Annotated in this window: 24 protein-coding genes; 13 read left to right on the forward strand and 11 right to left on the reverse strand. The window is 37.2% G+C overall.

The features are described from left to right. Nucleotides 1-12 precede the first annotated feature (12 nt). Nucleotides 13-642: an L-threonylcarbamoyladenylate synthase gene (locus LEP1GSC199_RS08195; RefSeq protein ID WP_002980469.1), complete on the forward strand. Its 630-nt coding sequence runs from the start codon at nucleotides 13-15 to the stop codon at nucleotides 640-642. A gap of 51 nt (nucleotides 643-693) precedes the next feature. On the opposite strand, the gene LEP1GSC199_RS08200 is transcribed toward LEP1GSC199_RS08195, so the two are convergent. Then, nucleotides 694-1,689: a CapA family protein gene (locus LEP1GSC199_RS08200; protein WP_083901934.1), complete on the reverse strand. Its 996-nt coding sequence runs from the start codon at nucleotides 1,687-1,689 to the stop codon at nucleotides 694-696. A 52-nt stretch (nucleotides 1,690-1,741) separates the two neighbouring features. Between LEP1GSC199_RS08200 and LEP1GSC199_RS08205 the strand changes: the two genes are divergently transcribed. Further along, nucleotides 1,742-3,448: an alkaline phosphatase family protein gene (locus LEP1GSC199_RS08205; RefSeq protein WP_002980483.1), complete on the forward strand. Its 1,707-nt coding sequence runs from the start codon at nucleotides 1,742-1,744 to the stop codon at nucleotides 3,446-3,448. A gap of 19 nt (nucleotides 3,449-3,467) precedes the next feature. On the opposite strand, the gene LEP1GSC199_RS08210 is transcribed toward LEP1GSC199_RS08205, so the two are convergent. The 4 genes from LEP1GSC199_RS08210 to LEP1GSC199_RS08225 are packed head-to-tail and all read right to left on the reverse strand — an operon-like array spanning nucleotide 3,468 to nucleotide 7,642. Beyond that, nucleotides 3,468-5,660 carry a ribonuclease R family protein gene (locus LEP1GSC199_RS08210; protein ID WP_002980504.1) on the reverse strand — a complete coding sequence of 731 codons (2,193 nt, stop codon included), beginning with the start codon at nucleotides 5,658-5,660 and terminating at the stop codon, nucleotides 3,468-3,470. Nucleotides 5,661-5,664: 4 nt separating this feature from the next. Next, nucleotides 5,665-6,336 (reverse strand): tRNA (adenosine(37)-N6)-threonylcarbamoyltransferase complex dimerization subunit type 1 TsaB, encoded by a 672-nt coding sequence (gene tsaB / locus LEP1GSC199_RS08215; RefSeq protein WP_002980259.1) that lies wholly within the window; start codon nucleotides 6,334-6,336, stop codon nucleotides 5,665-5,667. Beyond that, nucleotides 6,333-6,791 (reverse strand): tRNA (adenosine(37)-N6)-threonylcarbamoyltransferase complex ATPase subunit type 1 TsaE, encoded by a 459-nt coding sequence (gene tsaE / locus LEP1GSC199_RS08220; RefSeq protein ID WP_002980475.1) that lies wholly within the window; start codon nucleotides 6,789-6,791, stop codon nucleotides 6,333-6,335. The genes tsaB and tsaE overlap by 4 nt, the downstream gene beginning before the upstream one ends. After that, complete coding sequence (locus LEP1GSC199_RS08225; protein WP_039926392.1) at nucleotides 6,788-7,642, reverse strand: Hsp33 family molecular chaperone HslO; 855 nt, start codon at nucleotides 7,640-7,642, stop codon at nucleotides 6,788-6,790. Before LEP1GSC199_RS08225 ends, tsaE begins: the two co-directional genes overlap by 4 nt. A 75-nt stretch (nucleotides 7,643-7,717) precedes the next feature. On the opposite strand from LEP1GSC199_RS08225, the gene LEP1GSC199_RS08230 reads away from it, so the two are divergent. The 6 genes from LEP1GSC199_RS08230 (at nucleotide 7,718) to LEP1GSC199_RS08255 (ending at nucleotide 14,315) form a co-directional block, all read left to right on the forward strand. Further along, nucleotides 7,718-9,700 (forward strand): beta-galactosidase, encoded by a 1,983-nt coding sequence (locus LEP1GSC199_RS08230; protein ID WP_002980326.1) that lies wholly within the window; start codon nucleotides 7,718-7,720, stop codon nucleotides 9,698-9,700. A gap of 24 nt (nucleotides 9,701-9,724) precedes the next feature. Then, complete coding sequence (locus tag LEP1GSC199_RS08235) at nucleotides 9,725-10,615, forward strand: LIC_10030 family protein (protein WP_002980394.1); 891 nt, start codon at nucleotides 9,725-9,727, stop codon at nucleotides 10,613-10,615. 12 nt (nucleotides 10,616-10,627) lie between these two features. Continuing rightward, complete coding sequence (locus tag LEP1GSC199_RS08240) at nucleotides 10,628-11,470, forward strand: inositol monophosphatase family protein (protein ID WP_002980459.1); 843 nt, start codon at nucleotides 10,628-10,630, stop codon at nucleotides 11,468-11,470. Between the two features lie 109 nt (nucleotides 11,471-11,579). Then, nucleotides 11,580-12,155, forward strand: coding sequence for a superoxide dismutase (locus tag LEP1GSC199_RS08245; protein WP_002980434.1), 576 nt, complete (start codon nucleotides 11,580-11,582; stop codon nucleotides 12,153-12,155). A 112-nt stretch (nucleotides 12,156-12,267) separates the two neighbouring features. Further along, a complete protein-coding gene (locus tag LEP1GSC199_RS08250) occupies nucleotides 12,268-13,650 on the forward strand; it encodes an anthranilate synthase component I family protein (RefSeq protein ID WP_002980285.1) in 1,383 nt (460 codons plus the stop codon). A 59-nt stretch (nucleotides 13,651-13,709) separates the two neighbouring features. Continuing rightward, complete coding sequence (locus LEP1GSC199_RS08255) at nucleotides 13,710-14,315, forward strand: anthranilate synthase component II (protein WP_002980436.1); 606 nt, start codon at nucleotides 13,710-13,712, stop codon at nucleotides 14,313-14,315. Nucleotides 14,316-14,403: 88 nt separating this feature from the next. Here the strand turns inward: LEP1GSC199_RS08255 and LEP1GSC199_RS08260 are convergent, their stop codons facing one another. Beyond that, the gene (locus LEP1GSC199_RS08260; RefSeq protein WP_002980270.1) at nucleotides 14,404-15,627 is read right to left on the reverse strand and encodes an LIC10025 family lipoprotein; all 1,224 of its coding nucleotides are present in this window, start codon (nucleotides 15,625-15,627) and stop codon (nucleotides 14,404-14,406) included. Next, nucleotides 15,602-16,117, reverse strand: coding sequence for a TlpA family protein disulfide reductase (locus LEP1GSC199_RS08265; RefSeq protein ID WP_232420724.1), 516 nt, complete (start codon nucleotides 16,115-16,117; stop codon nucleotides 15,602-15,604). The genes LEP1GSC199_RS08260 and LEP1GSC199_RS08265 overlap by 26 nt, the downstream gene beginning before the upstream one ends. A 37-nt stretch (nucleotides 16,118-16,154) precedes the next feature. Between LEP1GSC199_RS08265 and LEP1GSC199_RS08270 the strand changes: the two genes are divergently transcribed. Further along, nucleotides 16,155-16,943, forward strand: a complete 789-nt coding sequence (locus tag LEP1GSC199_RS08270; RefSeq protein WP_002980471.1) for an SHOCT domain-containing protein — start codon at nucleotides 16,155-16,157, stop codon at nucleotides 16,941-16,943. On the opposite strand, the gene cysE is transcribed toward LEP1GSC199_RS08270, so the two are convergent. Next, nucleotides 16,940-17,656, reverse strand: a complete 717-nt coding sequence (gene cysE / locus LEP1GSC199_RS08275; protein WP_002980374.1) for a serine O-acetyltransferase — start codon at nucleotides 17,654-17,656, stop codon at nucleotides 16,940-16,942. The two genes, LEP1GSC199_RS08270 and cysE, sit on opposite strands and share 4 nt — an antisense overlap. Before the next feature lie 360 nt (nucleotides 17,657-18,016). On the opposite strand from cysE, the gene LEP1GSC199_RS08280 reads away from it, so the two are divergent. From LEP1GSC199_RS08280 to LEP1GSC199_RS08290, 3 genes are read left to right on the forward strand one after another with little or no spacing between them, the layout of a single operon-like run. Then, nucleotides 18,017-18,946 carry a site-2 protease family protein gene (locus LEP1GSC199_RS08280; RefSeq protein WP_002980379.1) on the forward strand — a complete coding sequence of 310 codons (930 nt, stop codon included), beginning with the start codon at nucleotides 18,017-18,019 and terminating at the stop codon, nucleotides 18,944-18,946. Then, nucleotides 18,943-20,340 (forward strand): NHL repeat-containing protein, encoded by a 1,398-nt coding sequence (locus LEP1GSC199_RS08285; RefSeq protein WP_002980247.1) that lies wholly within the window; start codon nucleotides 18,943-18,945, stop codon nucleotides 20,338-20,340. The genes LEP1GSC199_RS08280 and LEP1GSC199_RS08285 overlap by 4 nt, the downstream gene beginning before the upstream one ends. Then, entirely contained in the window at nucleotides 20,285-21,115 is an 831-nt protein-coding gene (locus LEP1GSC199_RS08290) for a hypothetical protein (protein ID WP_232420726.1), read from the forward strand. The genes LEP1GSC199_RS08285 and LEP1GSC199_RS08290 overlap by 56 nt, the downstream gene beginning before the upstream one ends. 6 nt (nucleotides 21,116-21,121) lie before the next feature. On the opposite strand, the gene LEP1GSC199_RS08295 is transcribed toward LEP1GSC199_RS08290, so the two are convergent. Further along, on the reverse strand, nucleotides 21,122-22,315 hold the full coding sequence (locus LEP1GSC199_RS08295) for a DegT/DnrJ/EryC1/StrS family aminotransferase (protein ID WP_002980408.1): 1,194 nt from the start codon (nucleotides 22,313-22,315) through the stop codon (nucleotides 21,122-21,124). A gap of 156 nt (nucleotides 22,316-22,471) precedes the next feature. On the opposite strand from LEP1GSC199_RS08295, the gene add reads away from it, so the two are divergent. Next, complete coding sequence (gene add, locus LEP1GSC199_RS08300) at nucleotides 22,472-23,824, forward strand: adenosine deaminase (protein ID WP_002980322.1); 1,353 nt, start codon at nucleotides 22,472-22,474, stop codon at nucleotides 23,822-23,824. Nucleotides 23,825-23,834: 10 nt separating this feature from the next. On the opposite strand, the gene LEP1GSC199_RS08305 is transcribed toward add, so the two are convergent. Together LEP1GSC199_RS08305 and LEP1GSC199_RS08310 are read right to left on the reverse strand one after the other, a co-directional pair. Next, nucleotides 23,835-24,413, reverse strand: a complete 579-nt coding sequence (locus LEP1GSC199_RS08305) for a YdcF family protein (protein ID WP_002980467.1) — start codon at nucleotides 24,411-24,413, stop codon at nucleotides 23,835-23,837. Then, nucleotides 24,410-24,808 carry an ester cyclase gene (locus tag LEP1GSC199_RS08310; protein ID WP_002980367.1) on the reverse strand — a complete coding sequence of 133 codons (399 nt, stop codon included), beginning with the start codon at nucleotides 24,806-24,808 and terminating at the stop codon, nucleotides 24,410-24,412. The genes LEP1GSC199_RS08305 and LEP1GSC199_RS08310 overlap by 4 nt, the downstream gene beginning before the upstream one ends. Between the last annotated feature and the right edge of the window lie 101 nt (nucleotides 24,809-24,909).

A 24,909-nucleotide genomic window follows, 5' to 3' on the forward strand; every position in this document is an offset into this window, starting at 1 on the left:
GCAATTTAAATTATGATTTTATACCTTCATCCTGAAAATCCAGAAATCCGAAAACTCAAACAGATTTCCGAACGATTGAAGGATGGAGCAGTTTATATTTTTCCAACGGACACAGTGTACGCAATCATTGCGGACGCCCATTCGAAGTTGGGTGTAGAGAAGATATACGCAATTCGAAAATTATCCAAAGACAAACCACTTTCCTTAATGTGTAAAGATATCTCAATGGCTTCGAATTTTATTGAATACCTGCCCAACTCAGCGTATAGGCTGATGAAAAGAGTCACTCCTGGACCTTTTACATTTGTCTTAAAGGCAAATAAAAACCTACCCAAACCATCAGTCGCTCATCATAGAGACCGGCAAATTGGAATTCGAATTCCAGACCATATTTATCTTTCTGAACTTTTAAAAATTCACGATTCTCCATTAACATCAACATCAGCATTTTGTGATGATGAATTTATTATCGATATAGATGATCTGGAAACCATATACGGAAACCAAGTTGAGGGAATTATCGATGGCGGAATTGTGAAAACAGAACTATCGACAATTTTACAAATCAATGATGATTCTATCGATTTAATCCGTGAAGGAAAAGGGTATGAATTGGTATCTTCTGAAATTTCTAATACTTAACAAATGATAGAATTAATTAAAATACCATTCTCAACGTATGAGTGATCCAAACTAAAAAAGCAAACCTGGGATTTTCTTAAGATGAGATTCATAAGCATACATTCGTTTTTCTGAATGTTTGGGGACTTTTACGGAAATTTCATTTTGTTTGTATTTTTGAATCGGGATAACTTTATACCCGTGTGGAAAAACCCAAACAGGTTCCGTAGTCACATCTTTGATTCGTTTCTTTTGTTGTGAGTCTATCTCAAGTTGAAAGGAAAGGATGATTCCTCCATCGGTTGCTTCCCTATTTTGTGCGGATAAAAAGTTTCCGAGAGAATAGGCAACCAACCTATCTTCAAAATTCTTCTCTTCTTGGAATAGATCCACTCTCTGGACCACATGGGGATGGCCGCCGATAATGATATCGGCACCTGCCGCAAGTCCGATGTTTACCCATTTTGTTTGAGAATTATCTGGTTTCTCTTCGTATTCTTTTCCATAGTGATACCAAAGTATAACAAAATGGATTCCATTTTCTTTGGCAAAACGCACGTCTTCCTGAATCGTTACTTCATGTAACAGACGAACAATCCTATCATTTTTAACAGGAATTCCATTTGTAGAATAAGTGTAGTTGTAAATGGCAATTTTAATTCCATTTATCTCCTGAAAAAAATCTTTTCGTTCCAAGTAATCAGCGTTACCTTTAAAAGTTCCAATAGGAATCATTCCTTTGGTGAAAACGGAATCGATTGTAAAATCAATTCCAAAAGATCCCTTGTCAGCAGAATGGTTGTTCGCTGTAGATAGAATATCAAATCCTGCATTTTGAATTCCTGTTAAAAATCCGATAGGCGAACCAAACCTTGGATAACCAGTGAATTCATTCGGGTCAGTAGCGATCGTTGTTTCTAAATTTCCTAAAGTTAAATCTGCATCTTGTAATAATTTTGAAACGAATTCGAAACTACCAGAAGAATCATAGTCTTTTGTTTTTGGTCTATAATAAGTAGAGATTTGTGAGTTGTGACACATGAGATCACCCACCACTTTAATTCGCACTTGCCTCGAAAAGTAAACATCAGGTAAGGTGTAGCAAGATAGGAAGGAAATAGTGAAAAACCAAAATAGTATAAAACAAAAGTATGGATTGATCATTGGTTTTTTGTTCATTCTTATCAATTGTGGTTGGGAAGAGGATTATAAACGTGCTGCCTTTTTATCGATGCAACCTGATACAGATTTAATTTTAGCTCCCTATCCATTCAATATATTTGATAGAGAGGCAAGAGATGCAATCACTCTTTCTCATTATTCTAAAGAAGAGATTAAAAATATTTTAGAGGATCACGATTTGTCTTGGGAAGAGTTAAAAACCCAATGGAAATTGGATGCAGAGGAAGAAAATTTTTCTAAAGAAGTAAATTATACCTCTCATTATACACAATATTTTTATGATACAGAAATTCCCATTTGGATCTATGGTCCTAAATGGATTCGAAACGGCCAATATTCTGATCCCATTAACCAACAGCATATCCCTTCTATTTACGGAAGACTCCTCGATTTCAAATTTTCCAATACACTCAATACTTCCTATTTAGATAAAATATTCCAGAACCAAAAAGAAAAACCAGAGATCATTGTCACAGTTGTCGTGGATCAAGGTGGCAGGCAACTTTACAAAGCTCACAAAGGTTCTTATCCTTTTTTAGAGGGTTTAAAAAACAATTCTGCCTATTTTAAAAAAGCAAAAGTGGGCCATTTGGAATCCCATACAGCCGTTGGCCACATGGCGATTGGAACAGGAGCTTTTCCCAAAGATTCAAAAATATTCTCAAACGAAATCTATTCTTATGCTGATGGAAAAGTCCTTCATAGACCAGTATACCAAGGCGCAAATAAAGATTGGGATCTTAGTGAATTAGCAGTTCCAAGTTTTGCAGATGAATGGGATCTCTTCAACAATAACGAACCTGTGGTTATTAGTCAATGTTATGCGGCTAGAGCATCAGTTGGCATGGCTGGCCATGGAAAACTATTTAATACTGCTTTACAACAAAAGAACTCGCTTTCTTCAGACTCCGATCATGTGTATTGGCAGGATATTAAAAGTCTATCTTGGTCCACTTACACGAATGCATTTCTTACACCAAACTCTGCGCAGAAATACAATTTATATAAGTTTTACTTAGAGAACAAAAAACAAATTTCAACACATTTTGAGGCAAAGGATCCAATTGATCTGATTGCAAAAATCCATCATTTTCAAGGCTCAGAATTTCAAGTGAAAATGGATGGGGAACTGTTTCGAGATACTGTTTCAGAGACCATTCTTAATACTAAAAAAGATAAAGATGGAATCACAGATCTTGCTTATGTGACTCTAAAAGCAACCGACGCGGTGGGTCATTTGTATGGTTGGGAATCAAAAGAAGCAGAACAGGTTCTAAAAGCTACTGACAAAGAAATTGAAACCATCTTTCAGTTTTTAAAAGACCATTTTGGAGATAACTTTGTTATGGTGGTAACTGCTGATCATGGTGCTGCTCCCATGCCTGAAATCTCCAATGGTCTTTTTTTGAGCCATGAACAATTTTTTGCGACAGTGAATGAATTATTACCTGAATCGGAAAGAAACAAACGTTCTTTGATTAAATGGGTCGCACATTCTCAACTATCATTCGATAGGGAGCTTATGAAAATGTATCATGTAAGTGAAGAAGCGATCATCAATAAAATTCTTTCGATCCAAGTGAATGAAAAAAAGTTTTTTCGAAAAGTATGGAGACGAGAAGAGATTCCGAATCTATCTTTCTAAAATAGATTCGGAGATTATTTTACTTCTTTTTGGGAGTGGTTTCGTCTTTTTTGAAGTCTTTTAATTTCAAATAAACTTTGATGTCTTCAAAATCAATTCGATCAAGACTTACCGAAACCGGATCACCAATAAAGAATATCTTTGAATATTTTTTTGAATAGAAGGAGAAATCATTTTTAATCACAACTTCAAACTCATCGGTAAATTCCGCTTTATCCAAAACTCCTTCCAAATTGGAAATATCCAATTCTACAAAAATTTGAGAAGGTCGAATTCCCACGATAAAACCTTTGAATTCTTTGATCCCGGTGGATTCCAAATACCGGAAGGATTTGATTTTGACAATATCACGCTCCGCATCAGCGGCTCTTCGTTCTTCTTCAGAACAATGTAATCCCATGACAGCAATTTCATTTTCAGAATAGGTTCTTTCTGTTTCTAGAAGTGTAGCTTGTAAAACTCTATGAACAATCAAATCCGGATAACGTCTGATTGGGGAAGTGAAATGGCAATAGTCTTTAAACCCGAGTCCCCAGTGGCCAAGCGGATCTGCTCCGTAGTAGGCTTGCATAAAACTTCTCAAAAGTAGATAATTGAAAATTTTTCCAACAGAGTTGTCTTCAATTTCTTTCACAGCTTTCATAATTTCTGCATAACTTGTATCTTTGATTTGGACGTTGTAACCGTTCAGTTGCAGAAAATGATTTAATGTTTCTAATTTCTCTTCGTCCATTGGTTCATGAATTCGATGGAGTGAAGGTGCTTTCCTTTTTCGCAAAAATTCATCCACTTTCAAGTTGGCAGATAACATAAGTTCTTCGATCAGAATATGACTTGTCAAACGTTCTCGATTTTCAATTCCAATGGGTTCTTTTCGTTCATTCCAAGTGATGGTTGTCTCTCTTAAGTTCAGATCGATTCGGCCTGCAGCCATCCTGCGTTTACGTAAGGCTTCCGTGAATTGAGAAACCTGATACATCCAATTATTTGGATCTTTGGCTTTGATTTCTTCCTCGGCCATTTCGTAGGTATAACGTGTTTTGACTTTGATTACCGATTTATAAAATTTTGCATTGTAGATGTCACCAGTTTTACTTGCTTCCATTTCTACTGTAAAGGCAAGCCGATTGGTATTGGCTACCAAACTACATAGGTCTTCGGAAAGGATTGGTGGTAACATGGGAACTACACGATTTGCTAAATAAACGGATGTAGCTCTCTCATAGGCTTCTTTATCTAGTGGAGAATCTTTTTCTACATAGTAGGAAACATCCGCGATATGAATCCAAATTCTAAGTCTATTTCCTTCATCGACAAAACTGATCGCATCATCGAAATCTTTAGCAGTAATTCCATCGATGGTTACAGCATATAACTCACGTAAGTCGGTTCGCTGATTCCAATCGGAAACAGTTTTTTCAGAAACTTCTTCTGGAAAATCCAAAGGTATAAAATCTGGATGAACCGGATCATAGTTGTATTTCATTAGAATCCGTTGTAAGTCACTATCCTCTTTCGTGTCCGATTCAAAACGGATAAAACTCACATCATACATGTTCTCTTGAGGTGGAGCCCCTTCTTTGAATTTTACGATGAGAATGTCGTTTACATTAATAGAATCAAAAGTATCTTTTAATATGGATTTAACGTGAAGAACACCTTCTTTGTTATCTCCCAACATATCCAAAAAGTTTCCAAAAACAAATTTGTTTGTTTTTTCTCTGACTCGCATTCTATAGAGAACTCGGCCACGTTTGACAATATTGGTAACTTCTGCTTCGAGTTTGTTTTTCTTTCCCACTCCTAGCGGAATGACTTCAACTTTGTCACCTGTGATGGCAGAATTGGTCATTGGCCCTGGAACAAAGATATCATTTTTAGAAGGTAGGGCTATAAAACCATCACCTCTTCTGGAGATGGAGATTCTTCCTGTTAGGCGAAAAGGGTTGGCAACTGTTAAATACTTTTTATTAGGTATTAATAATCCCTCTGCTTCGAGCAGGTCGATGAGTTGGTCGATAAGGGATTCGATTTCTTTTCTAGGAACTTTTTCTTTGCGTTTAAAGGATTTTACCTTCTTTGTTTTTGGGTCGGGTCGTTTGAATTCACTTGATTCGGTAAATTTTATTTTGATCTCTTGTCTTGTGATGTCCTTTCCAGACCGTTGGTCCAGAAATTCTATTATTTTTCTTTGTATTTTATAGGTATCCATAAATTCATTTGTGATCTACATAGGTCCCGCGAATGTAATTGGGCAGGAGAGATAAATAGTCGTTTTTATTTAGTTCAGATTTGTTGTATTGTTTCAAACTATACTCTAGTATAGACGAAAGATTCAAGTTTGTCGCTTCAATTTTTGTCGCTGATTCTGGGTAAAACTTAGGTAAATTTCCAGTATAGTACCAATTGTTAGGTGTCCATTCAGTATTTTTAATCTTTAGTTCGATCAATTCTGGAGTAAGGTCAAGGGATTCAGAAAGTTCTATTCCGGTAGAATACTTAGTGTAATATTTCCCCTGTTTACCATCTAAACAAAGCAGGGATGTTTTCCCCTCAGACCCTTGGCTTTGTAAACCTACCAAATAAGCTTCCAAACTATCTATTCCAAATACCGGGATCTTCCATAACTGTGATAGGTCTCTTGCTGTAGTTACTGTTATGCGAATCCCAGTAAATGATCCAGGTCCAGTAGTGACAATTATGAGCTCGGGTTTGTTTACTTTTGCCTCTTCGAGAGAAATCCGAATCATCTCTACTAATTTGTAAGATGATTCTTTTGGAGTAGTTTCAGTTAGTTTTGATAAAATTTGGAGGGAGGACTCAGGCTGATACGATCCAACAAGAACCTGGATCCAATCCTGCGTAGTGTCGAAGTATAGGATATTCATAGAATCTCGTTTTCTGACCATTCTAAAGTATAAGAGCGAAAGTCGATTGAATCAGACTCGATGGAAAGTAAAATTCGATTTGTTTTTGGTAAGTAAGGTTCTGCAATTTGCCACCATTCGATTGCCGAAACTCCGTCTTTTCCCCAAATTTCTTCAAACCCCAATTCATCAAGTTCTTCTGGAAATTTGATTCGATACAAATCAAAGTGATACAAACGAAACTTAGGCGAATCGTAAATATTGTACAAAGAAAAGGTAGGGGAGTTAATTGAACTTTCCGTTTCAAATCGACTAAACCATTCCCGAATGAAAGTAGTTTTCCCAGCTCCCATTTCTCCAGTAAGCAGTAGAATCGGGAATTGACCTTTCTTTAGAAACTGGGTTACTAACTGGTCTAAACTTAAAAATAGGGAACTCAGTTCCGATTCTCTCAGGGAGAGAAAAGTTGCCTTCATTGGTTAAAGAACTTCTCCACATCGAAGGAATTAAATTGATAAGCGGTTCTACAAAACTCACACGTGATTTCGATTTTTCCCATTTCATCAATGATAGAGTCGGCTTCTTGTTTGCCAAGGGAAGCAATGATGTCAGCTACCTTATGCCTAGAACAATCGCATAAAAATTCAGGAGCTTCGTTACTTAAAATTTCTAAATCGGATCCAATTTCGGTTTGTAAAGATAGAAACATTTCATCCAAACCCAAAGCCCAAAAGGATTCTTTTTGAATCAAAGGTTGGATTTTTGAAATTAAAAATAAAAAACTATCTTCAGGTGCATCGGGGAGGGCTTCAAAAAACAAACCCTTAGCAGAAAAATCATTTCCAGGAAAATCAAAAGGGGAAACTTCCATCCCGACAATACCTTTGATTTGTTCAGACTCAGTTAGGTATTTTATAAAATTAACTTCGAAAGTATCTTCTACGAGGTTGGTATAAGACTGATATGTATCAGAATCAAAGTCCCAACGAATCACTTTCATAATTCCTTGTCCTAATATAAATTCGTTTCGGATATCACCCTCTTCCAGGTTTGCCGAATAGGCCACAGATTTCATTTTTCCATAGCGATCACTATAGGCTAATGCTTGTTTATTGGAATCATCCTTCCATTGAATGCTAACCTTTTGTTGGTTTTTTGTCATCTCTGCGAGAAACAACGCACCCATCATGGTTTTGGAAAGGAATACGGACATTTCTTTGTTAAGAGAATGTAGAAACATCGCTTCTTTCGCAGTTTCTGTGAGATTCACTAGAGTAAATCGATAGTGATGGGAGTTGGATATACCTAAAATAACTTTGTCAGACATTATTTGATTGAAAGGGGTGTTTTCTGATTCAGTTTGTGTCACAAGATAGATTCTGCAATCGCAAAAAGGAAAAATATGATCTTTGGTGCCTGTTATTACCCCGAACAATGGAACCCTAAGGACTGGGATGAAGACCTAAAAATAATGAAAGAAATGGGTCTTTCTTCGGTAAGGCTTGCAGAATTCGCATGGGGAATCATGGAACCGAAGGAAGGTAAGTTCGACTTTTCTTTGTTTGATGCAGTTTTAAAAAAAATTCAAGAACACGGGATGACTGCAATTTTAGGAACTCCCACAGCCACCTTCCCGCCCTGGTTGTACAAAAAATTTCCCGAAATTGTTCAGGTATCTAAAGAGGGAATTGTTCGAGGAATTGGCACAAGACGCCAAGCTTGTTTTTCTTCTCCTGCCTATAAAAAAGCAACAGAACGAATGGTAACTGCAATGGCAAAACATTTTGGGAATCATCCTGCTGTTGTTGGTTGGCAAATTGATAATGAACCAGGGCACGAAGGTTCGGATGTAGATTATTCCCCTTTGGCATTAAAAAATTTTCGAATTTGGCTAAAGAATAAATACAAAACATTAGATTCGCTTAACAAACGTTGGGGGAATGTATTTTGGGGAGTTATTTATTCTGATTGGAGTGAAATTCCCTTACCCGCCGCCCACGTAGCTAGTAATTTTAATCCTGCCATGATCCAAGACTACTATAGATTCCAGTCGGATGAACTTGTATCCTATATTCACTTCCAAGCGGACATATTGCGAAAGTATAGTAAAAACAAACTACTGACTACCAATCTTTATCCCTCACCATTTTTACCAGTGACGGATATGTCGGAATTATTCTCTAAGTTAGACTATGTGTCTTGGGACAATTATCCTGTTTGGGGGAACCAACAAGAACCATACCCACATCCACTCGTCACAGCAACCCAACAGTATTCAAGAGGATTAAAAAACATACCATACACTGTGATGGAACAGTTCTCTGGAGTACAAGGCCATGATACCTTAGGGTATCTTCCTCCCCCTGGACAAATTGGACTTTGGTTGACACAAGCCATTGTGAATGGTGCCAATCAAATTTATTTCTTTCGTTATCGGACAGCTCGTTTTGGTCAGGAACAATTATGTTATGGGATTTTGGATCATGGGAAAAGAAAAACAGCCAAATACTTTGAACTAAAAGATACCATCGAGGATATCAAAGAATTTGCCTTTGATGTGGCAGGTTCGCCTTACAAGGCAGAGGTGGCAATCCTACATGATATCGAAAATTCTCGTAATTACAAACACCAACCTTTGAGTGATGGTTTAAAATTTGCACCTGTTCCTTTCGCACAAGTGGGTTATGACATAGAACTTGCTACCTGGTTTGCGGGAACCAATGTGCTAAATGTAAATTCCCATTCCTTACCAGTTCGTGCTGAGAATGATTGGTCTCAGTACAGAGTTCTCACACTTCCTCTTTATACAATGTTTGATCCAATCGTTGTGGATAAACTAAAAGCCTATGTGGCAAATGGGGGAACTTTGGTTCTCGGATACCGAGCTGGAATTAAGGACAAAGACCATTGGATGGTAGAAGAACCGGTTCCAGGTGTTTTTTCCGAGATGGCGGGTGTGGAAGTATTTCAATTTGAGGCACCGGCTACAGACAAAGTGGGAATTCGGATGGGAATTTTACCACTCAAAGGGTCTAAGTTTTGTGAAATTTTAGAGCCTACAACCGCCAAAGTGATCGCACGATGCAAGGATTCAAAAAAGTTTTATTCGGGAAAACCGGCCATCTCTGTCAATACTTATGGTAAAGGGAAAGTCTATTATGTAGGAACTTCTTTAACTCCTGAAAGTTTTATCCTTTTATACCGAAAGATATTAAAAGAAGCAGGTGTTCGATTTAGTTTTCTGGGTGCGAGCATTGAACGCCACCACCGTGAAGGAAAACAATATGATTATGAAATTACGATGAACCATTCGAATCGTTACAAGTTGGCTGGACTTTCCATTTTGAAACCCTTTGGTTATAAAATCAGAAGAATTCCAAAATAGAAATCTGTTATTTGAAAATAGAAAATGAGAATACAAGATTATAAATCAATCAATCGAATTCTAAGCGAAACATCCGCAAAAAATAAACTTGGTGAAATTTTTGTAGATAATCTGCATTCACCTTATATTCAATTTCCAGAAAAATTTGTAATTTCGGGAACTTCTGTCACACAACCAGAGTTTGGTGATATTAAAGATTTTGTACATACAATTCTAAAATACATTCCTGAAGCTATTGAGGGAACTTGTTTATTACCAGAACCTCGGCCCAAAAGAGAGACAGGAAAATTGTTTTTTGTAAGACCCATGTTATTTGGTTCTTCTCGGTTTTTATATGTATTTTCGGTGGATATGTTGTATTTGGGTGGAGCAAAGTCAGAAGAGATTAAAAAACCTGGTTCTCAAAATATGACTCCATCTATCCTTACGGACAGGTTGTACTTTCAAACCAAAATCATTCACCTCCATTCCACGAAAGAAGACGGAGAGGATATTATTGATTTTGAAGCAAAAAGATTTCAAGGTGGGGTGTTTCGTGTAGAATCAGAAAATGATGACCACAAACCCATTCGTAAGTTTTCCGAAATTTTTGATGAAATTGACTTTTCGGAAACTGAATCTACAATTCGTGAAGAATTAGGAATCAATGCTGAGGTTTGGAAATTAGGAAGGATCTACAGTCCCATTGGAATAGACTATTTGTCTCTATCTCTAAGATTTTTAATCCCTAGTTTGCCAAAAACCATCCAACAGTTCAAAAACTTTTATCCGATTCTAACGGAAACAGATGCGGGAATTCCGGATGAAACTTTAAAGAAATACCATGAATACCTTTCTTTATTCGAAGTAGAAAGAACTCAGTCGAAGTCTGGGAATATTTTGTGGAAAGTCATTCCGAAATCATCCGATAATTAAGTAGCAGGTCATATGGGCATATCTTCACCAACCATTAATTTCCCCGTAGATGAAACCATCAAACGGATCGAATACGTAAAAGCAAATGCTATGGGAATTATCCATGAAGCAAAAAAGATCCAACGAGAAGTTTCATCCATCCGATCAGAGACTGATGCGCACGAAAAGGAACGAATTGATGCCGCTGATGGTAAGTTAGGTGATATTCTGATTCGATTTTTGCAAAAATCATTTCCAAAAGATGGTATCATTTGCGAAGACAAACCAACCATTGATGGTGGCGATTTTAAGTGGATCTTAGATCCCGTGGATGGCTCTATGAATTTTGTTCGTGGGCTTCCTTTATATGCTATTTCCTTTGGTTTAGAACATAGAGAAACACCTGTCGGTGGAGTGGTGATTGTTCCTCCTCAAGAATCTGTTTACTCAGCAGTGATGGGAGAGGGCGCTTATAAAAATGGGGAACAAATTCATACCTCCACAATTTCAGAATTAAACCGGGCCATTTTTTCTCCCAACCTTCCGACAAAACGAGCCCATATGATCCAAGAAATTATGGCTGATCTTTCTGGTTTTTTAACCTATGCACGTTCCTTTCGTAGGACAGGTTCCTTTGTTTTGGATGCATGTTTTATCGCCGAAGGTGTGATGGATGCCATTTGGGAAAAAACAGTCAAACATTGGGACGTTTCTGCCATTTCTGTAATTTTAGCGGAAGCCGGTGGGAAATTGACTGACTTGAATGGAGTCCATTATTATACCGGACTTCCTGAATTAGTGGCTTCTAATGGAGTTTTACATTCAGAAATTTTAAATTTATTAAAGACAGTTCGTTCTACAGTCAGTCGAAATTGATAGAGGGAATGCTTAGAACCATTCTACTTTTTTAGTTTACGATTTGCTTTTGCGATCCATACTAGATACAAAATACAAATACACTTGAATCCATCAGGAGACACCCACCATGGAACATAAACTCCCAGAACTTCCTTATGCAAAGGATGCCCTTGCGCCCCATATTTCTGCAGAAACTCTCGAGTTTCACTACGGAAAACACCACCAAACTTACGTTACAAACCTTAACAACCTAATCAAAGGTACTGAATTTGAAAACGCTAGTCTTGAGGAAATCGTACAAAAATCTTCCGGCGGAATTTTTAATAACGCAGCTCAGATTTGGAACCATACTTTTTACTGGCATTCCCTTTCCCCAAAAGGCGGCGGAGCTCCTACAGGCGCTGTTGCAGATCTTATCACAAAGTCTTTTGGTTCTTTTGATGTTTTCAAAGAAAAGTTTTCGCAATCGGCAATTACTAACTTTGGATCTGGATGGACCTGGCTCGTAAAAAAAGGTGACGGAGTAGAAATCGTGAATACAAGCAATGCCGGTAGCCCTTTAAAAGATGGACTCCAATCTTTGCTTACAATCGACGTTTGGGAACATGCTTACTATATCGATTTCCGTAATGCCAGACCAAAATATGTGGAAACATTCTGGAATCTAGTAAACTGGGACTTTGCGAACCAAAACTTAAAATAAGAACGGATTCAAAACAATAGCACGAAAGGCAGGTTCCGGAATCCGGCTCCTGCCTTTTTTATTTCATAAAAAGATTCAAAAATGAATCTTGGTACCTAATACAGAGTTTTTTATGAGCCAAACACTTCCGAAAATCAAGATCCCCAAAAAACCCAATTATACTTCATTACTATTGCCGGAAGGAATCGAGTTTTGGGAACTCTTTCGGGTGGTTGAGACAAAATATGAGAATTGTTTTTTACTAGAATCGGCAGGGGACAACCAATACGACTCTCGTTATTCGGTTATGGGTTTCCAACCTTCCCATCTTCTTGTGGGAGAGACTGGTGTTTTAGAAATTGATGGAAAAAAATACTCTGTTGAAAACCCATACTATGCTCTCAGGGAACTGACTGATTACAATTCGCTAAGCATTAGTTATGCGGGAGGATTTGTTGGTTATTTGGGTTATCAAAGTATGCAATTCTTTGAACCAAAATTAAAACTAGAACCACACCCTGATTTTCCTGCGATGATTTTCGGTTTGTATTTGGATGGACTCATTTACGATAAATTTACAGGTGAGTTGATTTATTTTGATAATGGAACCAACCGTATCGAAGAAGTGAACCAAATTCTGAAACTTGCAGTAAATCAAAAATCAGAGAAACCAGAAGCCAAAGTTTCTCTCCTGCAACCAGGTTTATCCAAAGAAGTTCATAAACAAATGGTGGAAGAAGCTTTAGAAGAAGTGAAAGCAGGAAACACCTTCCAATGCCAAATTGGATTCGAAGAAATTTACCAAGTGGATGGAAATCCATTGGCAATTTATGAAACATTACGGGAGATCAATCCCTCTCCCCATATGTATTATGTAAAATTTGGATCTCGTGCTATTTTAGGTGCGAGTCCAGAATTACTCTTTCGATTGCGACAAGGAGAAATGGAATCCTTTCCGTTGGCAGGAACCACCAAACGTGGAGTTGATGCAAAAGAAGATACTCTCCTTGCAAGAAAACTTCTCACCGATCCTAAGGAAATTGCAGAACATAATATGCTCATCGACCTTCACCGGAACGATGTAGGACGCGTAGCAAAGTTTGGAACGGTCAAAGTGCGAAGGCGATTTGATGTAAAAAGATTTTCTCACGTGCAACATATCTCGAGCGAAGTGGTAGGAATTCTTTCTTCTAAAGAAGATATGTTTTCGGGACTTGCTTCCTCATTTCCAGCGGGAACACTTTCTGGTGCACCAAAAATTGAATCGATGAAAATCATTGAACGCATTGAAAAGTCACCACGAGGTCCTTATGGTGGTGCTGTGGGAAGTTTTGGTTTGAATGGAGATTGTACTTTTGCGATTCCGATTCGTAGTTTTTTTGTGAATGGGAACAAAGGATTTGTTCGGGCATCCGGTGGAATTGTTTTTGATTCCAAACCGGAAGATGAATACCAAGAGATCATTAATAAAATGGCCTCTGTTCGCAAAGCTCTCGATTTACATAAAAAATCTTAAACAAAAATGCCCAAACCAATTGAGAAACAAATAAAAACCGAAGGAAAAATTACACCAATATGAAAGTACTCATCCTCGATAATTACGATTCTTTTACATTCAATCTCTACCAAATTGTAGGCGAAATATTAGAAGAAAGGGAAGAACCCTTCCAACTAGATGTGATTCGAAATGACGAAAAATCTTTTGAAGTGATTCAATCAGCTAACTATGATAAAATTATTATTTCTCCAGGCCCGGGCCATCCCGCAGATCCGGCTTACTTTGGAGTGAGTGCTGACATTCTAAGAGAGTTGGGTAAAACCACTCCGATACTTGGAATTTGCCTCGGCATGCAAGGTATGGCAACAGTCTTTGGTGGGGAAGTGGTTCGTGCCAATGTGGCAATGCATGGAAAACTTTCTCCCATTGAACATGATGGAAGAGGTGTTTTCCAAGGCCTCACACAAGGAATAGAAATTATGCGTTATCATTCATTAGTTGCAAAAGAAACTTTGCTGCCAAAGGATTTGGAAATTACAGCCCGAGTTTCTTCTGGTGAGGGGAAGGGGGAAATTATGGGACTAAGGCATAAAACTTTAAAAATCGAAGGTGTACAGTTCCATCCAGAATCGTTTGGATCGGAAGAAGGAAAAGACCTACTAAGAAATTTTATCAATTCCTGATCATCTTTAATCTGCACAGAGAAATCTATAAAATATAACTCTTCAATAGCAAGATATTATAAAATATTTGCGACCTATATCTTTTAGATTATTTTAAATCTTGTAACATAGCCTCTTCCCATGCGACAAAAAAATCAAAATCATTGCTAGCTTTTTGAGAATCATCACCACCAAACAAAGAAAAACGTTTTCGTTTGGTTTCGTTGTATGTAGTAATTGTATTGATTTGTCCTCGCGGTGTTTTTCTAAATGTTGCGTGAATTTGAGAGCCTCCTCTTCCTTGGCTTCCTTGGATGAGTAGGGTAAAAAAATCATTAAAGTACTCATCCATGTTGCCTGGGATAAAAAAGTTTACAAAGCCTTGTGGGATGATATAGAAAAAACTTCCGTTAATTTCCTTTTTTCCAATTCGTACAAAATTTCCGCTTAGAATATCTGTTTGATTTTCAAAACTAGTTTTTAATTTATACTCCAAGTTGTTGATTTTCACGGTGATACCAAAAGATCGAATTTCAATATCACCTAAAAAACGAATCTCCTTTGGAAAAAGAAAATAATCCGCAGGTGGATTAATGGGAAAATGAAATTGAATTGTTTTACCTTGGTTTGTGATCTTAAATTTATGCGTTGGGTTGGATTTATCCCAGACCTCAATGTTTAACTTTGTCTTCTCTAAGCGAGATCCTGTGCGTTGGTAGAAGCCTGGAAATCTACTTTTGGTTTCCTCGTTGATTGTAAATTCTAATGTATGCCATTCCGCATTTTCCGTTACATGGCATAACATAGCACTGCAAAGAAACTGTAAGTTTTGAGAAGTTGATTTTAAGGATTGATAAGCGTTGTGGTCATTGATCGCCAATGCGAAATCATGGAACCATTTGAAAAAATCGCGCGGTTGGTATCCGTTTAATTTATGAATGGTCTTCTTTTCAACGGCATAAATTTCTCGTTCTTCCCAAAGTTTTGGAACGAAGGTAACTTTTGCCAAATAATCATATTTAGGTGGCTCTGGTTCGTTCCAATGCAGATTCCAATTCTGTTGGTTGTCAATGCTACCTGAGAGGGAAAGGAAGGGATAACCTTCAGGAGTTTTTTGAAATTGGGATTCGTTCTCTTCGCTGAGACTACCTGCAAGGGCTGCAAAATATATTTCGTTTTTTGAAGTGGATTTGATGGAACGTTGTAGGTGGTCATACCCTTTCCAAAACTGATAATAGTTTTTATTTTTTTGAAAACAATTAGAAACACTAACGAAGATTAGTGTACATAATAAATAATTTTGTAAGTTATATTTCTTTTTTAAGAATGCCATATATTTCTTGGATGAGATCTTCATCCATTTGTTCCTGATGGGATGAAGAAATCAATTTTCCCGATTTATTAAATATTCGTAAGTAGGATTCGCCTTTGGTTAGACCAACGGAGAGGTATCCTTTGCGATCCAAAAGAATACTTTCATATTGTTTAGTTTTGGATTCTTCTAGGTAATCCTCTACAAGTTTGTTGGTTTCTTGAAAATCCAAATAAAGAAGAAATTGGACTTTTGAACTATCTTTCCAAAGCAGATTTTGCATTTTCCAATAGAGTTTTCGACCTTGTTTGCGGCAGATTTCCAGATCGCGGAGAAAACATCCCATGAGTACTACTGGTTTTCCTTTTACAGAACTGTCAGAATACGATTGCCCATATTGGTCCTTCATCTGAAATTGTGGCATGGACTGTGCATTCCATTTTTCACCAGAGATAAAAACAAAGGCTAATAAAAAAATTAAAAACCGAACCACGGTCTTCAGTGTATTCATAAATTCATTAACGGCAAGTTCAAAAAAATTCTTCGTTTTGATTCTTATTTTTTTTATCTTTGGTTGCTCCAGTTTTTCAAGCAAAATCAAACTCATTGATTCTTCTGCCTCTTTAGCATTTTTTGAAGTGGAGGAAGAGGAGTGGCGAAAAATTTTCCCGACTGAAATTTCTAAACTTAATATAAATTCAAAAAATTTAGCCGAGTTGCCTAGAGTATTAAAATCCATCCAATACAAACGTGGTGTCCTGGCTTATGAAGAATGGGATGTTCTGATTCCAGAAAGTTACCTTCCTGAAATACAAAAGTTTGCTGAGAAGATAGTTACAAACAAAGAACCTAAAGTCTATTTGTGTATATTTAAGTTAGATGACATCCTCTCACCAAATGTCAAAATTTTAAAAACAAGTTTTTATATCTTAGGTACAGAAGATGGTTTGGTTTTATTATTTCATGAAATCAATACCAATATCAGTTTCCAAACACAGTATTCGTTTGAAGACTGGGTGATTTTTCATCCTTCCTTAATCAAACCAATTTACAGACCAGAACTTTGGCTACGAGATAAACAACAGATGAGTCTATATAAAGATAAGTTTGCAGTCAAAAATGCAATTTATGGAAATGTAGTTGTTTACCAGATTCCAGAACTGATTCCCAATCCCCCTCTCTATCGGTATCCCAAAGAGGAAGAAATCATCGCACCAGTAGAACAATGGAAGTCAGTTCCAGAAAAACTAAAAGCATTAGAGGAAATGAGAAAAAACAAACTCATTACAGATGAAGAATACAACAGCAAAAAAACAGAACTTTTAAAAGAATTTTAAATTCCATCTCCATGAATAAATTCTTGAATGAATCGATCATCTTCCGGAGCATCTATAGAAGATTTTTCTAACCGTTGTTGTTTTTCGTATAGTTTGTTAATGAGTTGTTGTTGGGTTTCCACTTTTTCCAATAGAACAGAAAAAACTTTGGCAATTGGATCTGGCATTTGATTGTGCTCTAACATTTGTTCTACGCTATCAGATGCAGTGTCACCGGCTTTCACAACCTTACCTGGAATTCCTACCACGGTACAACCCGCTGGAACATTTCGCATAACAACGGATCCAGCACCAACTCGAACATGGTCTTCGACAGTTATGTTTCCAAGAACCTTGGCTCCAGCTCCGATCACTACATTTTTACCAATCGTAGGGTGACGTTTTCCAGATTCTTTTCCTGTTCCCCCAAGGGTTACACCTTGAAAAATCAGAGAGCCGCTGCCTACAATTGCGGTTTCCCCAATCACAACTCCAGAGCCGTGATCGATAAAGACACCTGGGGCAATTTTGGCTCCAGGATGAATGTCAATTCCTGTCAAAAACCGACTAATGTAATTGATTAGTCTCGGGATGATGGGCAATCGAAGTTTATAGAGTAAATGAGCAAATTTATGGAGCCAAAGGGCATGTAGTCCCGGGTAACAAAGAACAATTTCCAAATAGGATTTTGCCGCCGGGTCAAATTTTTTGATAATTTTTATATTTTCAAACATTGATTAATTGGTTTTAAAATTACTGATTAGACTAGTCAACTTTTCCAAGAGTTGGGAAAGATTTAAAAGAGTAAAGGCTTGAGGTTCTGTACAAAGAATTCACTTGTTCAATGGAATCCCAAGTCCCCATTTGAGGAAGAAAATTTTCATTAGGTGGGACTGCAAAAGCGAATCAACTTTCCGAATTCGTAAGGAATTGACACAGTTTTACCAAATGGTACCGGGTTAGACTTGGATCTGAATTAAGTTCAGATCGCATAGACCCTTCTAAATTTCTTATACTAATCAGGTTTCTAATTGCTTCTATAGTTAACTTCTATATTCTTTCGAGTATAAATAAATTTCTAGGTTGTTCCGACTTTGGAATCAAAAAAAACAATACACATTCTTTTATTCATTCTTACTTTTTTTACTTTGACTTATTCTGATATATTTCTCAATCCTCAAGTGCCTCAAACATTAGAGAATTATAAACTTATGTTTTTTGAGAACTGGCCTTATTCGGTTTCTTTGTTATTCATTTTATTTGCACATGAAATGGGGCATTATTTACCCGCAAGACATTATGGTGTTAAGGCTACATTGCCTTATTTCATTCCTTTACCTGTGGGGCCGATTGGAACCATGGGAGCTGTAATCCAAATCAAACAACAAATTCCTGATAAAAAAGTTTTATTCGACATTGGAATTGGAGGACCCACCGCAAGTTTAATCCTTTCCGTCATTGCTTGGTTAGTTGGTATTAGTTTGTCCAAAGTGATTGAAATACCGCCAGATTTTGATCGATCTGGTTTTTTGTTTTTTGGAGATAGTCTTTTCACATATTTTACAACCCAGTGGATCCTTGGGCCCATTGATCTTTCAACGATGGATATACAAGCGCATCCACTCGCCAAAGCAGGATGGGTAGGTCTTTTGATCACAGCAGTAAACCTACTTCCCTTTGGGCAGTTGGATGGAGGTCATGTCATTTATTCTATGTTTGGTGAAAAATATCGCAATTGGATTCATCGTTTGTTTGTATTTTTTTTAATTTTTGCTCTGATTCATTTTACTTGGTTACTTTGGGGTTTTATCATCTACTATGTTGTGAAGATCGAACACCCTTTCATACGTGATTCAGCATCGGGAATTGGAAAATTTCGTTTTTACTTTGGAGCTGCGATGTTAGTAACATTCCTAATCATTTTTGTTCCGAAACCGATTATCTTGGGTTCAGAATTTGAAGATTCCTCTTTACTTATAGATATTTTTCGTCTGATAACACATAACTTTGGGTTGGATTCATGATTCGTATTTTATTATTATTAACTTTTTTTTCCTTTGGACTATTGGCTCAGGAAAGTAAGGAATACAAACTTACAGAGAAAGCTTATGGTCTTGCTTGGGATGGCATCAATTTTTGGTACATCGATACCAATCGTCGTGCGATTATCAAAATCAATGAAATTGGAGAACAAGAGATCTTTAACTTAGGTTTAGCAAACCTTCGAGGCATTAGTTTTGATGCTCGTGAAGGCAAACTTCTTGTAGTGGCACCGAAACAGATTTTGAAACTAGATCCCAATTCCGGCGGGATTACAGACAAAATTCAGATCCCCCTTTCCAATGTTGCAGGGATTGCCAGTGTCGGAAATTATTATTACATGTTAGATTTGGATTCTGGAAAAGTTCAAATTTATGATCAATCCACTTCACTTTTGATTGGCGGATTTTTTACGGATCGGACTAGACCACGTGACATCTGTTATGGTAGAGATTCTTTATGGATTTCAGACTCGGCAGATAATAGTATCTACCGTTATGATACTAAAACAGGAAAAATTACAGGATCGATTAAAACAAACCTTCGTTCCATTCGTGGTGTTTTGCTCAGTGGATCAAAACTTTGGGTTGTAGATAGGGAAAATAAAGAAATCAAAAACATTCCCTTCGTAGAAACAGAACGTTTTATTGCTTCTGGCGAAGAGGAATACAATTTAGAAGTGACATTAAAATTCAAACTTGATTCTGTTTCTTTGTCAAAAGCACAAATTGCGATCCTTCATCCACCATCGAATGAACAACAAAGAATTCGATCTGTTAAATTTTCCGATCCAACCTACCAGCCGACTTTCATTCAAAGGAATCGAGTCCAAATGAAAAAGTTATCGATTGAAGATTTGCCTGGAGAACAAACTGTTAAATATAAATTTTCTTCCAAAAACCAATTCATTAAGTATTATGTAACCGATGAGTATTTGGATAAAGAAGCAACCTATCCAGGGGATGTAACTGCTTTTTATGAAAAACTTAGTGAGGAACAAAAACTTTTACCTAGGGATTATCTGGATGCCATCTATCAAGCACGCCAAACGAGCATTAGTATAAATGACTTTAAAGATAAAATGAAAGAAATTGGAGTCCCTATGCAGCCATTTCGAATGATTCGGTTTGAAAAAGGAAAGCCGAAGTCGATGCAAGATTCCTTATCCATTTTTCTTTTGAGTTATGGTTGGATTCCTATAGCAGATTTAGGTCTTGGAAGTAATACGGACAAACGATATTTTGAAAAAAAAGAGTCTGACTTGATTTTATTCCAAAGTTTGAATTCCAAATCTTCAAATTCTCCGGTATACTTTCGTAAGGATGCCAACTCGGAATGGGAAAACTTACCTGCTGAAATTACTTACAAAATTAAGTAAAATATCCGTTTTCTTTTTATTTGCCTGTTCTGACTACGGACAAAGAAGTGATTCCCTGTTCGTAGACAAAACGTTCGAACGTGAAAGTAAATTTCAGGAATTAGTAGACACCACTTGGATTCAATTTCCGAAATTGGGATTGTATTGTGAAAAAGAAATTTCCTATCACAAAATTTATTGCAAAGTCCAAACAGTTCTTAGTTTTAAAAAACTTTCCGAGTATTTAGGGATCCAAATTTTCGAATCCGGCCCTCACACTAAATACTACCTAGAATTGAATTCTCCTACTGAATTTGGACATTACAATCCAGAATTTCCTTTGAAACTACGAGAATTTCTCATTCCTGCAAAAACAAATCCATCATTATACAAGATAACTTTACCAATTTATGAAAGTTTGATTCGAAGCACGGCTCGTGAATTTTTTATTGTCTACCAAAAACTAGATTCAAATCCAAGATTTTTTCGAAAAGAGGCTGACCGTTATTTATTGTTAGTGGAAGAAGACAGGTTAGATCCCTTTTACTTAGATCGATTTATTTTATTTCTTTATCCTGCCTTCACGGATAATGAAGATCCAGAAGAGTCTTCTCGTTTTGTTTATAGAAAAGGGGATGAAACCATAGATGCTCAAGTGGTAAAGGAAGTTGTTGGATTTTGGATTCGCAGAAAGGCGGATGGTACGGATACAGAATTTATTTTAGGTTTGGTGGATTTACTTAAGTTGTACGATTCGGAGTTTTATCAAAACCGAACCGCACAAAATATCAACTAATATCGATTAACCTAAAATACCTTTTACGGCATCAATTACATCTTTTTCATCGGACTCGCTCATACCAGCAAACAAAGGAAGAGAAATGGATCTATCATACATTTGGCATGCGTTCGGATATTCTTTTCTGTTGTATTGGAATGTCTTCTTATAATAGGGATGTTCGAAGATAGGAATGAAGTGTAAGCTTGTGCCAATATTTTTTTCTTTTAATTCTTCAACAAAACTATCTCGTCCTACCTTGGCAATTTTTGGATCCAATTCAATACGATAGAGGTGCCAACTATGAAGTCCGTTGGAGTCTTCTTTCGGAAGTTTGATTCCTTTTAAAGAACTAAATTCTTGGTTATAATGTTTTGCAATCTCAGTCCTGCGCTCCCAAAATCTATGAGATTCTTTTAATTGCACAACACCTAATGCGGCAGCGATGTCAGTCATATTGTATTTGAAACCTGCATCTACCACTTCGTAATACCAACCAGGCCTGTTAAATGCATCACGGTTAATCCCATGAAGTCGCATTTTGCGAATTCGTTCTGCTGCCTCTTTATGAGAAGTGGTAACCATTCCGCCTTCTCCTGTGGTAATTCCTTTAGTAGCATAAAAACTAAATACAGTGAAGTCACCCCAGGTTCCGATCATTTTGTCTTTATGGACTGCGGGGAAAGCGTGGGCTGCATCTTCGATTACGTATAAATTATACTCTTTTGCAATTGCCAAAAGACCTTCCATATCGCAGGTATAACCGGCCAAATGTACGGGTAAGATGGCTTTGATTTGTTTGCCAGATTTTTTACTTTTGAGTTCTTTACCGTTCCATTTGCACTTAGATTCGATCGTTTCCCGTAAGGTAGTTGGGGTCATCAAATTGTGGATTGGATCTACATCGGTGAGAATGGGTTCCGCCCCAAAATAACAAATGACTTCGGTGGTGGCTGTGAATGTGACCGCACTGGTAATGGCGGCATCTTCGGAGGTGAGTCCGATCGCTTCTAAAGCTAGGTGGAGACCTGCGGTCGCCGAATTGACGGCAATGGTTTCTTTACTCCCCACAAAGTCGCTAAACTCCATCTCGAACTGTTTGACTTTGGGGCCTGAGGTGACCCATCCAGACCTTAGAACTTGGGCCACTTCTTCAATAGCATCCTCAGAAATCGAAGGAAGTGCAAACGGTAGGAAGGTTTTGCGAGATGTGAGCATATTCATTTATACGACATAATTCAGAAAAAATTTCCAGTCTTTTCCGCCCCCAAACTTCCTATCGACGAGATTTTTCAAACCTAAATAGGGATTTTCACTTAGGCTTTAAAAATCTACTTGTAGATACCCAGGAAATTCAGCATTCTTTCCTGGAACATGGAAGTTCCTTTTTCTGAGATTTTAAATCGTATTGCTGTCATTGACCGAGACATTGCAGAGCTCAACCGCCTAAAGAGCCGCCTGCCAGCTGACAGACCGTACTCGCCAACCATCCAACTTACATTTGATAAACAAATCAATACTCTGTTAAACGAAAGGGTTTCTTTGATGGAACTCCCGATCCTCCATCCGCCCCTTTGGTTACTTTCCAAAGAGGGGTTGGAACCGTCAGTAGAGTCGTCTGTTCTCAAAGAACGGAGATCATTACTTGCAGGGGATTTGTCGGTTCCTCATCCTAATGAGCAGGACGTCATCAATTTCATTCGTGAAATTCCAAAAACCGAAGTGCACCTACACTTAGAAGCTTGTGTGAACAAAGAGACATTGAAGTTTTTGTACAAAAAGAACGGCATCGAGGTCACAGATAAAGAGTTTGAAGATAAATACAATTTCAAAGATCTAAATGGTTTCATTCAGGTTTTCTTTTTTGTCCAAGGTTCGGTGAAAGAAGCATCTGACTTGGGATATTTTATCGATAGTTTGGCTGAATATTTGCGTTCTAATAACATTATCTATTGCGAAGCTTTTTTTGCTCCATCTAAGTTCATTCAAAATGGATTAGACTTTGATGAAATGGTGGAAGTGATGGTAAATCGTATTCGTCAAATCGAAGTTAAAGATGGAATCACCATACGCTTGCTAGTTGACGTTTCTCGTTCCTTTGGTCCAGAGAATGCGATGAACAATCTCAAGAGAGTTTTGGGATTAAAACAGAAAGAAGTGATTGGAATTGGTCTTGGTGGGGCGGAACTTATGGGTCCTGCAAAAGATTATTCCGAAGTGTTTAAAGTTGCACGTGAGTCTGGTTTGCGATGTGTGGCTCACTCCGGCGAAGACGATGGCCCTTGGGCGATTTGGGATGCGGTAAACCTTTGTAAGGCGGAAAGAATTGGGCACGGAACTTCTGCCATCCAAGATCCTGAACTGGTTCGTTATATGAAGGAAAACAGAATTCCTATTGAGATTTGTGTGACTTCCAATGTTTTTACTGGAAAATATGTTCGTAAGGAACAAAACCATCCGGTTCGTTATTATTATGACCAGGGACTTATGTTGTGTATCAATACAGATGACCCTGATATCTTTAACGTAAATTTAACTTACGAATTTTTTAAACTCTATCGCTTTTTGGATTTTTCTATCGATGAGATCATTGATTTGGTGAGACAAGGTGTGCTTTGTACTTTCCATCCGGAAAAAGATTCTTTATGGAAGTCTATGGAAGAAAAAATTGATTTAATCAAATTAAAATACAATTTAGTATCGGAAAAACAAATAGCAGCTGTTTGAGTGTAGTGAATCAAAGGTTTTGCGACCTAGCCATTACCACCAATGGCAAAGCTATCGTTTCTCTAAAAATTGAATACAAATCACGGATTTCCACATACCTTGCATAAGATGTTTTTACGTTGAGAAACCCGGCTTTTTTCAAAAGAAACTTCGCTCCTGGTAGATGGTAGTATTGGGAAATGATGAGTATCGATTCATCAAAATTCGAACCTAAGATGGCCTTTAGGTTATTTGCTGATTTTTCTGTTGTGTAGCCTTGGTTGTCTTCTATGATATGATTAGAATCAATTCCTTGATTGATTAAATAGTCTTTCATCACTTTTGCTTCATCAAAACCTTCTTTTCCCATTCCTCCAGATACAATAATTTTCTGAATCAGATTTGATTGATAAAGATATACGGTTCGATCCAATCTAGCTTTCAACCGATCTGATGGTAATCCATTTAACTCTACTTTGTTTCCGAGGACTAAGGCTGTATGGGATTTCATTTCTTTTTCTTCAACAAGTCCAGTGGAGATAATGTAAGCGGAAGAAATTAGGAAATACGAAAAAGATAATTTGACTAACGAATAAAGTATCTTTTTCATTTGGGTTTGGAAATGAGAGCTCCAAGAAATTCTGAGTTATTCCACTCTTCAATGATTAAACCGTTTTTGAATTTAGAAACTATCATTTCGTCCCATTTGATTAATTTACCTGGCTTTAGATTTTTGTTTTTTGAAGGTTTGATTTTTCCTCGTAGAGTTCTTTTCCAAACAATGAACTCATCCGTATAAACAAGGAATTGAATTTTCACTACTTTTAAATCTGAGAAAAAATTATGTAAATCTTTACTCCATTTTATGATGATCTTATGCCCACTGTAATCTTTTTTTGATGTATGCACAACATAGTCTTTCGAGAAATACTTTGGAATTTCGGATGTTTTATGATTCGCTATTAGTTCGTTGAGTATGAATTCAATTTTCTTTTGGTTTTCCATATTTCGTTTCAATAACCCGAAGAAGGCGTTTTTCCTTTTGTTGTTCTAATTGATTAAGCTCATTTTCATAAAAACTGCCGAATTTGAACAAAGATCGCTAA

The organism is Leptospira vanthielii serovar Holland str. Waz Holland = ATCC 700522 (genome assembly GCF_000332455.1).
GTDB lineage: Bacteria > Spirochaetota > Leptospiria > Leptospirales > Leptospiraceae > Leptospira_A > Leptospira_A vanthielii.

Coding starts and splice junctions, on each gene's coding strand:
- LEP1GSC199_RS08265 (WP_232420724.1), bottom strand. CDS start 16,117: ATGAATACACTGAAGACCGTGGTTCGGTTTTTAATTTTTTTATTAGCC.
- LEP1GSC199_RS08240 (WP_002980459.1), top strand. CDS start 10,628: ATGGGCATATCTTCACCAACCATTAATTTCCCCGTAGATGAAACCATC.
- add (WP_002980322.1), top strand. CDS start 22,472: ATGGAAGTTCCTTTTTCTGAGATTTTAAATCGTATTGCTGTCATTGAC.
- cysE (WP_002980374.1), bottom strand. CDS start 17,656: ATGTTTGAAAATATAAAAATTATCAAAAAATTTGACCCGGCGGCAAAA.
- LEP1GSC199_RS08255 (WP_002980436.1), top strand. CDS start 13,710: ATGAAAGTACTCATCCTCGATAATTACGATTCTTTTACATTCAATCTC.
- LEP1GSC199_RS08305 (WP_002980467.1), bottom strand. CDS start 24,413: ATGAAAAAGATACTTTATTCGTTAGTCAAATTATCTTTTTCGTATTTC.
- tsaB (WP_002980259.1), bottom strand. CDS start 6,336: ATGAATATCCTATACTTCGACACTACGCAGGATTGGATCCAGGTTCTT.
- LEP1GSC199_RS08235 (WP_002980394.1), top strand. CDS start 9,725: ATGAGAATACAAGATTATAAATCAATCAATCGAATTCTAAGCGAAACA.
- LEP1GSC199_RS08230 (WP_002980326.1), top strand. CDS start 7,718: ATGATCTTTGGTGCCTGTTATTACCCCGAACAATGGAACCCTAAGGAC.
- LEP1GSC199_RS08310 (WP_002980367.1), bottom strand. CDS start 24,808: ATGGAAAACCAAAAGAAAATTGAATTCATACTCAACGAACTAATAGCG.
- tsaE (WP_002980475.1), bottom strand. CDS start 6,791: ATGAAGGCAACTTTTCTCTCCCTGAGAGAATCGGAACTGAGTTCCCTA.
- LEP1GSC199_RS08195 (WP_002980469.1), top strand. CDS start 13: ATGATTTTATACCTTCATCCTGAAAATCCAGAAATCCGAAAACTCAAA.
- LEP1GSC199_RS08260 (WP_002980270.1), bottom strand. CDS start 15,627: ATGGCATTCTTAAAAAAGAAATATAACTTACAAAATTATTTATTATGT.
- LEP1GSC199_RS08295 (WP_002980408.1), bottom strand. CDS start 22,315: ATGCTCACATCTCGCAAAACCTTCCTACCGTTTGCACTTCCTTCGATT.
- LEP1GSC199_RS08290 (WP_232420726.1), top strand. CDS start 20,285: ATGCCAACTCGGAATGGGAAAACTTACCTGCTGAAATTACTTACAAAA.
- LEP1GSC199_RS08285 (WP_002980247.1), top strand. CDS start 18,943: ATGATTCGTATTTTATTATTATTAACTTTTTTTTCCTTTGGACTATTG.
- LEP1GSC199_RS08245 (WP_002980434.1), top strand. CDS start 11,580: ATGGAACATAAACTCCCAGAACTTCCTTATGCAAAGGATGCCCTTGCG.
- LEP1GSC199_RS08225 (WP_039926392.1), bottom strand. CDS start 7,642: ATGTCTGACAAAGTTATTTTAGGTATATCCAACTCCCATCACTATCGA.
- LEP1GSC199_RS08250 (WP_002980285.1), top strand. CDS start 12,268: ATGAGCCAAACACTTCCGAAAATCAAGATCCCCAAAAAACCCAATTAT.
- LEP1GSC199_RS08210 (WP_002980504.1), bottom strand. CDS start 5,660: ATGGATACCTATAAAATACAAAGAAAAATAATAGAATTTCTGGACCAA.